The organism is Luteimonas sp. FCS-9, assembly GCF_001014645.1.
Lineage (GTDB): Bacteria > Pseudomonadota > Gammaproteobacteria > Xanthomonadales > Xanthomonadaceae > Luteimonas.
The window spans coordinates 1-11937 of the sequence record NZ_LASZ01000015.1 but is presented as its reverse complement, the minus strand read 5'-3'; the positions used below and the strand labels follow the sequence as shown (position 1 = coordinate 11937).

The following is an 11937-nucleotide window of genomic DNA, read 5'->3' as shown; positions in this document are numbered from 1 at the left end:
GCCACGTCATCATATTAGTATTCTCTAATTTAGAAAAACCTAATATTATGGCGACATGCCAACCGACGACTCCCAGGATTTCATGCGCCAAGGCGCCGAGCAGGCGGCCTCGATGCTCCGCATTCTCGGCCACCCGCAACGGCTACTGCTGCTGTGCCTGTTGATCGAGCACGGCGAGGCCAGCGTGGGCGCCCTGCAGGCCCAGGTGCAATTGAGCCAGTCGGCGCTGTCCCAGCATCTGGCGCGGATGCGCGAAGACGGGCTGGTGTGCTTTCGCCGCGAGGCGCAGACGCTGCACTACCGCATCGCCGATCCACGCGTGGCCCGGCTGATTGCCACGCTCAAGGATCTGTTCTGCCCATGAGGCCCCCCACGATGGACATGCTCGACGCACATGCCGCCTTCGCACTCGTGCAGGCAGGCGCCCGCCTGATCGATATCCGCGACCACGACGAACATGTCCGTGAGCGGATTCCCGATGCGGTGTCCCATCCGCTGCCGCACCTCGGCACCACGCCCCTGCCGCGGGGAGAGGCCACGGTCGTGGTGTTTCATTGCCGCTCGGGGATGCGGACCGGCGTCCATGCGGCGCGGCTCGCCGCCGCCGCGGGTCCGCATGTCCGGGTATGCGCACTCGAAGGCGGCCTGGACGCCTGGAAGCAGGCCGGCCTGCCGGTACTGCAGGACCGGACACAGCCGCTGGAGCTCAATCGCCAGGTCCAGATTGCGGCCGGCAGCCTCGTCCTGCTGGCGACGGCCCTGGGTTTCGGTGCCTCGCCCTGGTTCCACCTGCTGGCGGGTGGCATCGGCGCTGGCCTGACGTTCGCTGGCATCAGCGGGGTCTGCGGTCTTGCGCGGGTGCTGGCGCACATGCCGTGGAATCGCCGATCAGGCACGCCCGTATCGGGCTGAGTACAGGCGACGCCCGCCCGCGTTTGTGCGTGGCCGAGTTGCGGAGATCAGTGTGCGCCGGTCGATGCAGCCGGGACGATGGAAGCAAACGCGAGCGTGCTCGTGCGCAGGAGCTTGTCCGGGATCACGGGTGATCTCCGGTTGGGCGCGGCGCGTGCATGAAGGGAAGGCGATGCGCTAGAACAGCGCGCCCTGGCACGGCGGGGCATCGGGATCCCGCCCGGGATCTTGCGTTGCCGCCGGGCCCGCTTGGGTGTTCGCTGCCCCGAGCCGCCACGCCAGCCCCGACATCCGCACCGCGTACCGCGCGAGCGCGTCGCGCAGCACCTGGGCGCTGCCGGCGACGTGCAGGCGGCTGCGGGCGCGGGTGAGCGCGGTGTAGACGAGTTCGCGCGAGAGCACGCGGCTGTCGTGGCGCGGCAGCTGCAGCCAGACTTCGTCGAACTCGCTGCCCTGGGCCTTGTGCACGGTCATCGCGAACGCGCTCTCGTGCGCGGGCAGCGCGGCGGGGTGGAAGGCGCGGACCTCGCCGGGCGCGTCGCCGGCAAACCAGGCCATCGGCACGCCGTCCGCGTCGAGCCGGCAGATGCCGATGTCGCCGTTGAACAGGCGATGGCGGTAGCTGTTCTCGGTGACCAGCAGCAGGCGGCCGTCGAACCAGGCAGGCGTCGGGCCGGTGCGGCGGCCCGACAGCAGCGCTTCGATGCGGGCGTTGAGGCCGCGTGCGCCCTGCGGGCCCTCGCGCACCGCGGTGAGCAGCCGCAGACGCTGGGCGCGCGCCAGCGCGGTCGCGGGATCGGGCGCGTCGGCGAGGCTCCGCCAGTGCGCGAGCAGCGCGTCGTGGCGCGCCTCGAGCGGGTCGGGCACGTCCTCGTGGAAGTGCACGCCGCGCAGCTGGCCGCCGCGCAGCAGGGCCAGCGCGGTGTCGGCGTCGCCGTCGCGGGCGGCCTCGGCCAGCGGCGCGAGGTCGAAACCGGCGTCCTGGCGGTAGCCGCGCAGCAACTGCACGCGATGGCCGCGCAGGCCGCGGGTGTCGGCGTCGACGGGGGCGACGCCGAGCAGCGGCTGCAGCGCGCGGGCATCGTCGGCCTGCAGCGCGTGGCCGGCGCCGGCAGCGACGAGGATCGCGGCCAGCACGTCGCCGGCCTCCACCGACGGCAACTGGTCGGCATCGCCGAGCAGGATCAGCTGGGCGCCGTCGGCGACGGCGTCGACGAGCTTGGCCATCAGCGGCAGGTCGACCATCGAGGCCTCGTCGACGACCAGCACGTCCAGTGGCAGCGGGTGCGCGGCGTTGTGGCGGAATGCAGGACTGTCGGGAATCGTGCCGAGCAGGCGGTGCAGCGTGCAGGCGGTGTCGGGCAGGGCGCCGGGCAGCGCGGCGTGCAGGGCCGGGTCGAGACTGTCGGTCAGGCCCTGCACGGCGCGCCGCAGGCTCTCGGCCATGCGCTCGGCGGCGCGACCGGTGGGGGCGGCGAGCGCGATGCGCGGCGGCGGTCGGTCGCCGCGCAGGGCCTGGGCGATGCGCAGCACCAGCAGGCGGGCGATGGTCGTGGTCTTGCCGGTGCCGGGGCCGCCGGTGACCAGCAGCAGCGCGCGGCGCAGCGCCAGCGCGGCGGCGCGCGCCTGGCGATCGTCGCCGGTCTGCGCGTCGGGGAACAGCGTGGCGAAGATGTCGGCGACGGCCTCGGGGCCGGCCGCGTCGAGCGGGTGCGCCGCGATCCGCCGCAGGCCGGCGGCGAGGCCGGCCTCGTATTCGCGGTAGCGGCGCAGGTACAGCAGGCCGCCGGCGTCGTCCGGTTCGAGCACCAGCGGCGTGCCGGTGGCCGACGGGGCGAGCGGGTCGCCGGGCCGGTCGACCCAGCGCGTGTCGCGCAGCAGGGCGCGCCATGCGGCAGGCTCGGGCCAGTCCAGGTCGGCATCGACCAGCAGCCGCGGGCGCGCGGGATCGAAGCCGGCGTGCCCGTTGGCGACCGCCAGCGAGGCCAGCGCCGCGGCCGCGAGCACCGGGTCGGGCGTGTCGGGGTCGAGCCGGCGCAGGCTCTGCGCCAGCGCATGGTCGAGCGTGCGCAACGCGCCGCTGCGCTGCAGCGCGACGAGCAGACCCGCGGGGTCGCGCACGGAGTCGGTGGAGGGGGTCATGGGCGGTCACCCGGGGGCGTTTTGGCGGGCGACATCGCGGCATGCGCGGGCGGCGACCCGGCCGACACCGTCCGCGGGGGTGCGACCGCGCCGGCGAACAAGGCATCGAGATCGTGGATCAGCGCCGGGGCGAAGCGTTGCGCGTGCACGCCCGAGGTCGCGTCGCGGTCGGGGTCGAGGCCGCGGCAGAACAGGTAGCGCACGCCGCCGAAGTCGCGGGCGTAGTCGTAGTCGCCGCCGAGGCGGAAGCGCAGCCAGCGGTGCAGGGCGAGCGTGTAGATCAGCGCCTGCAGGTCGTACTCGCTGTGCGCCATCGCGCGCTGCAGTGCCGGCGCGTCGTAGGCGGGCAGGCGGTTGGACTTGTAGTCGAGCACGTACCAGCGGCCGTCCACGGTGTAGGTCAGGTCGATCAGGCCGGTCATCAGGCCCTCGAGCGTGCGGCGCAGGCCGAAGCCGGTGCGGGTGGTCGCCACGCCGTGGGCGTGCAGCAGCGCGAGCATCGCCTCGACCGCGGTGGGTTGCAGCGCGAACTGGAACTCGATCTCCGCCCGGCGCGCGTCGACGGGCACGTCGCACAGCCGCACGCCCTCGGGCAGTGCGACCGTGAGCGTGGAGCCGATCAGCGCGGTCAGCACGGCGACGCCGTCGTCGATGTCCTCGGCCGCGTAGCCGCCGCCGCGCAATGCCGCTTCGATGACGTCGCGCTGGCCGGGCGGCGCCGGGTCGTCCGCACGCCAGCCACGCCACGCGGCGAAGTCGCCCAGCTCCAAGGCTTCGTGCAGCACCACGCCGAAGCGGTTGCCGGCAAAGCGCGGGTCGTGGTCGTCTGCGCGTGGCGCTTCGGGCGCGGGCTCGCCCTCGGGCTCGTCGTGGCCGCCGGCCGCGGCGACGGTCGCGCGCGTGGACGGGTCCTGGGCGCCGCTGTCGGCATTGGCGAGCTGGGTGAAGCTGTACACCCACCAGTCGGGCGCGATCGCGCGCGCGGCAGTCCGCGCGGTGGGGCGCTCGCCCGCATCGACCGGTGGCAGCCAGGGCAGCGCTGCCGGCACGGTGGCCTCGCGCACGAGGCCGGGCACGTCGGGCAGGCCGTCGAGCATCGGTGCCAGCGCGGTCTGGCGCGCGTTGTAGAACTCGCCGGTCGCGATCCACACCGCGTGCTCGGCGCGGGTCAGGCCGACGTAGAGCAGGCGCGCGTCCTCGGCGCGCTGCGCCTCGATCCAGGCGCTGCGCGCGGCGTCCCAGCCGCTCGTGTCGGCCTGCAGTTTCCAGTGCAGGGCGCGGGCGCCCGCGTCGTCGGCGACCACGCAGGCGCGCCCCGGATCGGGCGCGCGGCCGCCGATGCCGACGAACGGCAGGAACACCAGCGGGTACTCCAGGCCCTTGCTCTTGTGCAGCGTGACGATCTGCACCCGGCGCGCGTCCGATTCCAGGCGCAGCAGCTGGGTCTCGTCGTCGGCGTCGGCGCGCGCGATCTGCTGGCCCAGCCAGTCGACCAGGCCCTGCAGGCCGAGCGCGCGCGCATCGGCCTGCTGCAGCAGTTCCCCCAGTTGCAGGTAGTTGGTCAGCCGGCGCTCGCCGTCGAGCAGCCCGAGCAGGCGCGCGCCGTTGTCGGCGCACAGGTCGGAGACCAGCGCCAGCGGACCGCCGCGCTGCCAGCGCTCGCGCCAGGCCAGCGCGCGCAGCTGCCAGGCGCGATGCGCGGCGGCGTCACCGTCGAGCGCGGCGATGCCGGCGGCGTCCACGCCCAGCAGCACGGTCGCCAGCGCGGCGCGCAGGCGGCTGTCGTCGGCGGTGTGCAGCAGTGCGAGCAGCAGCGTGAGCACCTCGTGCGCCTCGGGCGTGGCGAACAGGCTCTGCTTGCCGGCGGCGACCGCGGGAATGCCGACCGCGGCCAGCGCCTGCTGGATCCGCGTGGCCTCGCCATGCTTGCGCACCAGCACCGCGATGTCGCCCGCCTGCACCGACGCGCCGTCGAGCGTGGCGGTGCCGGCGCGCGCCTCGGTCAGCACGGCGTGGATCGCGGCGACGCAGGCCTCGGCGGCCAGCGCGCGAGAGGCGCTGGCGTCCCAGGGCTTGCGCCTGCCGGTGGTGTCGGCCGGCGGTTCGGGCGCCCGCCACAGCGTCAGCGCCGGCGCATCGCGCCCCCCGCGCCGATAGTCGCCGTCGTGGCGCTGGGTGCCGGGCAGCACCGGGTGGAATCGGATGCGCGGATCGAGGAAGGCGCGCTCGCCGGCCTGCGCGTACAGCGCCTCGATCGCGGCGAGCAGCGACGGGCGCGAGCGGAAGTTGCGGTCCAGCGCCGGTGCGCGGTCGGCGACCTGCGCCGCGGCGAGATAGGTCTGCACGTCGCCGCCGCGGAAGCCGTAGATCGCCTGCTTGGGATCGCCGATCAGGAACAGCGCGGGCGCCAGGCCGGCCTCACGCGCCGACGGCGAGTCGCCGAACACGGTGCCGAAGATGCGCCATTGGCGCGCGTCGGTGTCCTGGAACTCGTCGACCAGCGCGACCGCGTATTGCGCGCGCAGGCGGCGCACCAGGGCGTCGGCGTGCGGGCCGTCGAGCGCGTCGGCGACGCCGTCGATCAGGTCGTCGTAGGTCTGCACGCGCAGCTGGCGCTTGCGCAGCCGCAGGCGCTCGCGCGCGGCGTCGCGCAGCCGGTGCAGCAGATGCAGCCGGGCCTGCCCGCGCGCGGTCTCGAGTGCGGCTACGGCGTCGAGGTACGGCGCGATCAGCGCGCACAGCGGCGAGCCGGGCGTGCGCCCGGCATGGGCCTTGTTGGTCTTGGCCGCGAGGGTGTCGGCCTGCAGCATCGCGAGCTTGTCGTGCGTCGGCGCCGACCAGTCGCCGGCTGCGCACCAGTGCGCGAGCGATCGCCACAGGTCCTCGATCCAGGCGGCCTTGTAGCTCTGGCCGTTGAGGATCCTGCCCTCGACCGCCTCCAACAGGGCGGCGCGCAGCGCGTCGCCATGCGCGGCGAACCCGTCGGCCAGCGCCTGCGAGGCGCGGTGGAGCGCGGCCTCGCGCGCCGTCGGATCGGGCACGTCGGTCGGATCGGGCGGCAGCAGCACGGGCTGGCGGACGAGCTCGGCCAAGTCGCGCGCCAGCGCGTCGGGGCCGGCCGGCCACAGCGCGGCGAGCAGCGGCGCATCGGTCGCGTCGGCGGCGGTGGCGCGCCACAGGTCGGCGGCCAGTTCCTCGCGCAGCGCGCGGTCGTTGGCCAGCAGTTCGGGGGCGGCGAAGCTCTGGCCGCTCTCGAGCGCGTGCTCGCGCAGCACGCGGGCGCAGAAGCCGTGGATCGTGAAGATCGCGGCCAGGTCGATCTCGTCGGCGGCCTGCTGCAGCCGGCGCTGCAGCGCGGCCGCGGATTCGTCGCTCGCCGCCAGGTGCGCGGCGATCACCGCGCGGCTGAGCGCGGCGTCGGGCGCGTCGTCGTCGCGCGCCGGGGCGTCGACCAGCCGCGAGGCCAGCACCAGGCGCTCGCGGATGCGCTTGCGCAGTTCCTGCGTGGCGGCCTCGGTGAATGTGACCGCGAGGATCTGGCCGATGCGCAGGCCGCGCTCGACGACGAGCCGGGTGACGAGCGTGGCCAGCGTGAAGGTCTTGCCGGTGCCGGCGCTGGCTTCGATCAGCTGCGTGCCGGCCAGCGGCAGCGTCAGGAATGGGTCGACCGGGGTGGGCACGGGCGCGGTCACGCCTCGACCTCCGTGTCGGCATCGACCACGAAGCGGCGGCCGTCGTCGAAGCCGGCGTGCACGTCGCCGCGCTCGACTGCCGAGAACACCGCGAAGCTGGTCTGCGCGAAGCGCTGCAGCAGCGTCGGGTCGGCGAACGGGTCGCGCCCGCGCAGCGCGAGCCGGTAGGCCTCGCCGGTGCCTTCGCCCCACTGGCGCTCGCCACCGCGCCAGCGCGCGGTGGCGGCCTGGAGCGCGCGTTCGGGGTCGTCGGCGCTGAAGTAGTCCCAGCCGCTGTAGGGGCCGAACGGCAGCGGCGCCTGCAGGCCCTCGCGGCGCAGGTCGAGCAGGCGCTGCAGCGCCGCACGCGCCTGCGCCGGCGGCAGCGGGGCGCGCACGAACGGGCCGATGCCGCCTTCGCCCGCGTCAAAGACCTGCACCAGCGGCAGGTCGAGCCCGGCGGCACCGGCCAGCAGCCAGTCCAGGCCGTGGCGGATCGCGGCCGGCCCGTTCATCGCGCCCAGCCGCACGTGGCCCAGGCCCTGCGGGTAGAGGCGGTCGAGGCGGCCGTGCAGCCGCATCCCGTCGAGCTCGACCTCGATGCGCCGCGTCTCGGGGGGGCGGGCGCCGCCCCAGTCGGCGAACGCCTTGGCGTAGGGGCGCAGTGCCGCCAGCAGCGCGTCGAGCTGGCGCTGGCCCAGCGGCCCGGACGGCAGCAGCGCCTGCGCGCGCAGCCGCGCGTACAGCGCGTCGGTGTCGCCGGCGAGCAGGGCGTCGAACACGCGTTGCTGCAGCAGCGCCTTCTGCAGGCCCGCCCCCGGCGTGAGCAGCGGCTCGACGTCCTGGCCGACCTCGGCCGCCTCGGCCAGGCGCAGGTCCAGGCGCTCGCGCAGGAACTGCGCGGCCGGCGCGACCAGGAACCGGCGCAGCGCATCGAGCGACAGCGTGGTGTCCGGCGGCGCGATCCCGTCGTCGGTGGACGGCGGCAGTGGCGTCGCGCACCACGGCGCCAGCGGCGTACGCGCACCGCCGATGCGGGCCGAGGCCGGCTGCCACTGCGCGCGGTAGCTGAAGCGGCGCGGGTCGCCATCGGCACCGAACGCGGCCGGCGCGAACGGCTGCAGTGCGTGGCGCACCGTCAGTGCCGCGGCCGCCGCCTGCGGGTCGGCGTGGTAGGCCGCGGCGGTTGCGAGCAGTTCGGCCACCAGCGGCGAGGGTTCGCGCACGCTGCCGTCGCGCGCGTCCGCACCCAGGTAGCTGACGTAGAACACGTCCTGCGCCGAGGCGAACAGCTGCAGGAACAGGAAGCGGTCGTCCTCGCGCGTGGAGCGGTCGCCGTGGCGGCGTCGCGTCGTGCCCAGCTCGGCGGTGAGGCGGTTGAGGCCGGCGGCGGCGTCACGGCGCGGGAAGTCGCCATCGTTCATGCCCAGCAGGCAGATCACCCGGAACGGCAGCAGGCGCATCGGCACCATGCGCCCGACGCTGATGCCGCCGGTCAGCAGCGGCGCACGGGTATCGGCCTCGGCCAGCAACTGCGCAAAGTGCGCACGCACGACCTCGGCCGGCACCGGCGTCTCGACGCCGGCGCGCGCGGCGTCGGCCGCAAACGCGTCGATCAGCCGGCGCAGCCGGTCGAGCGCGCGCTGGGTGGCCGGCGCGGACGGGGTCCCGGGCAGCAGCGCATCGAGCAGGCCGAGCAGGCGCTCGCGCCACGCCCCGGGCGCGAGCGCCTCGCCCAGGCCCCGCTGCGCGCGGCTGAGCACGCGCAGCAGCCGGACCAGGGTGTCGAGCGCGTCGAGCGCGCCGCCCTCGAGCGCCGGCCACGGCGCGACGCGCGCGATCGCGTCCTCGCTGCCGCTGGCATGGCCCAGCAGCAGGCGGTCGAGCGCGAACGTCCAGGTGTAGGCGTCGTCGTCGGGCGCGCCGTGCGCGGCGCGGTGCGCGCCGTCGAGCCCCCAGCGTGCGCCGGCGGCCTGCAGCCAGCCGTGCAGGCGTTCGAACGCGGCCGCGTCGAGCCCGGCGGCCTGCGCCAGCGGCGGGCTGGCGAGCAGGTCGAGCGTCTCGTTGAGCCCGAAGCGCGACACCGGCAGGCCGAGCAGGCGCACGAACACCTCGGCCAACGGCTCGCCGGCCAGCGGGCTGGTGTCGGCCAGCGCGTACGGGATGCGCGTGCGGACGCCCGGGCCGGTGTCGGCGGTCCCCTGGGCCTCCGGCTCCGTCCCGGGCCTTGCGTGGCCGAACACCGCCTCGAGGTAGGGCACGTAGGGATCGATGTCCGGGGCGAGCACCGCGATCTCGCGCGGCTGCAGCGGCGGGTCGAAGCGCGGGTCCTCGAGCAGGCCGCGCAACTGGTCGTGCAGCACCTGCAGCTCGCGCAGGCGCGTGTGGCAGGCATGCAGCTGCAGGCTGGGGTCGCGCAGCTCGGGCGCGGCGCGCGGCGCGGGCGCCGGCGGCGGGGCGCGGCGGAACAGGTCGCTCTGCATCCGCCGCAGCAGCGTGTCGCCCAGGCCGCCGCCATCGAGCGGACGCTGGCCCGATTCGAGCGGGTCGGCATAGACCTCGATCTCGGCGCGCGGGTGCACGACCTCGTAGCCGCCCAGCAACGCCATGAAATCCCGCCCGGCCGCGCCCCAGGCCTGCAGCAGGCGGTTGTCGTCGGCGTGGCCCGCCAGCAGCGCCGCGTCGAACGCCTCGTCGGCGCGTGCGCGCCGGTGCGGCGCCAGCGCCTGCAGGTCGCCCCAGTAACCGCGGGCCGGCGTGGGCAGGTAGAAGTGCAGCGTGCCCACGCGGGCCTGCGTCGCCAGCACGCGCAGCACGTCGGGCGAGACGTTGAGCGTGGCGAACGCGAACATCCGCCGCGGCAGGCCCTGCGGCAACGTCGCGCGCTCGCCCGCGAAGCGGTCCAGGTAGGTCTGGATGCGGCGCGCGCGGGTGTCGCGGCCGGCGGCGACATGCCGCCACAGCGCGGCCTGCGGGTCGCCCGGATCGGCGCCGCCTTCCCAGCGCAGCAGCCAGTCGCGCCGCCAGGCCTGGTACTTCTCGAACACGCCGGCCAGTTCGCCCGCGAGCGCCCACGGTCGCAGTGCGTCGTCGCCGGCCAGATACGCGGCCAGCGACGCGAGCGCTGGCTGCGCCAGCACCTCGGGGTCGACGAGCGCGGCGTACAGGCGCCAGCGCAGGCTGGCGGCATCGAGCTCGTCCTGCGCCGGGCCGAGGTTGGCGGCGAGCGCGCGGGCGACGAACTCGCCGGGGGTCAGGAACTCGAGGTTCGCGGCCACGCCGTGCTCGGCGGCCAGCGTCGCCTGCAGCCAGCGGCGCATGGCGACCTGCGGGATCAGCACGACCTCCGGCGCGAGGATCGACCCGCCGGGCACCGGCCGGCGCAGTTCGGCGGCCAGCAGCCCGGCCAGGACCTCCAGCGCGTTGGACGGGTAGAGGCGGAAGTCGGTGGCCGGGTCGGTCATCGCGCCATCTTGCCGCAGCGGGTTCGCAGCATGCGAGACGCGCGGGCCCGGCACGGCTAACGGCACCGTCACGGTCGGCGCCTAAGCTGTATGGATGACGCCGCCGTCCCCGCAAGCGATCCCCGCCCGTGCGCCGACCGGCGAACGCGCCACGCGGCTGCGCGCCCGTTTCGACCGCGTGCGTGCGCGCAGCGCCGCGCTCGCCGCGCCGATCGGCGCCGAGGACGCGATGGTCCAGAGCATGGCCGACGCCAGCCCGACCAAGTGGCACCTGGCGCACACGACCTGGTTCTTCGAGCGCTTCGTGCTGGCCGCAGACCCGGGCTACCGCGAGGTCGACCCGGCCTGGGACTTCCTGTTCAACAGCTACTACCAGAGCGTCGGGCCGATGCACGCGCGCCCGCACCGCGGCCTGCTGTCGCGACCGACGCTCGCCCAGGTGCGCGACTACCGCGACGCGGTGGAGACGCGCATGCGCGCGCGGCTGGCCTCGGGCGATCTCGACGACGCCCGGCTCGACATCGTCGAACTCGGCCTGCAGCACGAGCAGCAGCACCAGGAACTGCTGCTGACCGACATCAAGCACGCGTTCTGGTCCAACCCGATCGCGCCGGCCTACCGCGACGACCTGCCGGCCGCGCGCGGCACGGCGGCGCCGCTGCGCTGGATGGCGCGCGAGGAGTGCGTGGTCGAGATCGGCCACGCCGGCTGGCCGGGTGCGGCGGGCTTCGCCTACGACAACGAGACGCCGCGCCACCGCGTGCTGGTGCCGGCGCATGCGCTCGCCAGCCGGCCGGTCAGCAACGCCGACTACCTCGCGTTCGTCGAGGACGGCGGCTACCGCACGGTCGGGCTGTGGCTGAGCGCGGGCTGGGCCCGGGTGCAGGCCGAGGGCTGGCAGCGGCCGCTGTACTGGGACGAGGCGCTGGCGCGCGAGTTCACGCTCGGCGGCTGGCGCGCGCTCGATCCCGGCGCGCCGGTGTGCCACCTGAGCTATTACGAGGCCGACGCGTTCGCGCGCTGGGCCGGGGCGCGGCTGCCGACCGAGTTCGAATGGGAGCAGGCCGCCGCCGGCGTGCCGGTGGGCGGCAACTTCGCCGATGCCGACCGCCTGCATCCCTGCGCGCCGGGGGCCGCCGACACCGGGCTGCAGCAGCTGTTCGGCGACGTGTGGGAATGGACCCACAGCGCCTACACCGCCTATCCCGGCTACCGGCCTTGGCCGGGCGCGCTGGGCGAGTACAACGGCAAGTTCATGGATGCGCAGTGGGTGCTGCGCGGCGGCAGCTGCGCCACCCCGGCCGACCACGTGCGCGCGAGCTATCGCAACTTCTTCCCCTCCGACGCGCGCTGGCAGTTCGCCGGCCTGCGCCTGGCCAAGGATTCCGCATGAACGCCGCCACCGCCCGCGCCCGTGCGCAGGCCGCGCTGACCGACCTGCGCCCGCGTCCCGACGACATCGCCGCCGACGCCGTCGCCGGCCTGTCGCGCACGCCCAAGCGGCTGCCGTCCAAGTATTTCTACGACGCCGAGGGCTCGCGCCTGTTCGAGGCGATCACGCGCCAGCCCGAGTACTACCTCACGCGCACCGAGCTGGCGCTGCTGGAGGCGCGCATGGACACGATCGCCCAGGCGATCGGTGCGGGCGTGCACGTGGTCGAGTTCGGCAGCGGCAGCGGGCGCAAGACCGAGCTGCTGCTCGACGGGCTCGACGACCCGGTCGCCTACACCTCGATCGAGATCTCGCG

The 11937-nt window shown here is 75.0% G+C and carries 7 protein-coding genes; 4 read left to right on the top strand and 3 right to left on the bottom strand.

Annotated features, from left to right (window positions below):
• Window positions 1–55: 55 nt before the first annotated feature.
• A complete protein-coding gene (locus WQ56_RS12645; RefSeq protein WP_047137488.1) occupies window positions 56–364 on the top strand; it encodes a metalloregulator ArsR/SmtB family transcription factor in 309 nt (102 codons plus the stop codon).
• Between the two features lie 11 nt (window positions 365–375).
• Window positions 376–912, top strand: a complete 537-nt coding sequence (locus WQ56_RS12640; protein ID WP_047137487.1) for a rhodanese family protein — start codon at window positions 376–378, stop codon at window positions 910–912.
• A gap of 177 nt (window positions 913–1089) precedes the next feature.
• Here WQ56_RS12640 and recD read toward each other — a convergent pair whose 3' ends face one another.
• From recD to recC, 3 genes are read right to left on the bottom strand one after another with little or no spacing between them, the layout of a single operon-like run.
• Entirely contained in the window at window positions 1090–3054 is a 1965-nt protein-coding gene (gene recD / locus WQ56_RS12635) for an exodeoxyribonuclease V subunit alpha (protein WP_047137486.1), read from the bottom strand.
• Entirely contained in the window at window positions 3051–6746 is a 3696-nt protein-coding gene (locus WQ56_RS12630) for an exodeoxyribonuclease V subunit beta (RefSeq protein ID WP_231583414.1), read from the bottom strand. The genes recD and WQ56_RS12630 overlap by 4 nt, the downstream gene beginning before the upstream one ends.
• Window positions 6743–10189, bottom strand: a complete 3447-nt coding sequence (recC, locus tag WQ56_RS12625; RefSeq protein ID WP_047137485.1) for an exodeoxyribonuclease V subunit gamma — start codon at window positions 10187–10189, stop codon at window positions 6743–6745. Before recC ends, WQ56_RS12630 begins: the two co-directional genes overlap by 4 nt.
• Before the next feature lie 94 nt (window positions 10190–10283).
• On the opposite strand from recC, the gene egtB reads away from it, so the two are divergent.
• Window positions 10284–11582, top strand: a complete 1299-nt coding sequence (gene egtB, locus WQ56_RS12620; RefSeq protein WP_047137484.1) for an ergothioneine biosynthesis protein EgtB — start codon at window positions 10284–10286, stop codon at window positions 11580–11582.
• A partial coding sequence (locus tag WQ56_RS12615) for an L-histidine N(alpha)-methyltransferase (protein WP_047137483.1) occupies window positions 11579–11937 on the top strand: 359 nt, incomplete at its 3' end. The genes egtB and WQ56_RS12615, both read left to right, overlap by 4 nt.

Bases quoted from the DNA above. Each gene is read 5' to 3' on its own strand.
- WQ56_RS12640 (WP_047137487.1), top strand. From the start codon at position 376: ATGGACATGCTCGACGCACATGCCGCCTTCGCACTCGTGCAGGCAGGC.
- WQ56_RS12645 (WP_047137488.1), top strand. From the start codon at position 56: ATGCCAACCGACGACTCCCAGGATTTCATGCGCCAAGGCGCCGAGCAG.
- recC (WP_047137485.1), bottom strand. From the start codon at position 10,189: ATGACCGACCCGGCCACCGACTTCCGCCTCTACCCGTCCAACGCGCTG.
- recD (WP_047137486.1), bottom strand. From the start codon at position 3,054: ATGACCCCCTCCACCGACTCCGTGCGCGACCCCGCGGGTCTGCTCGTC.
- egtB (WP_047137484.1), top strand. From the start codon at position 10,284: ATGACGCCGCCGTCCCCGCAAGCGATCCCCGCCCGTGCGCCGACCGGC.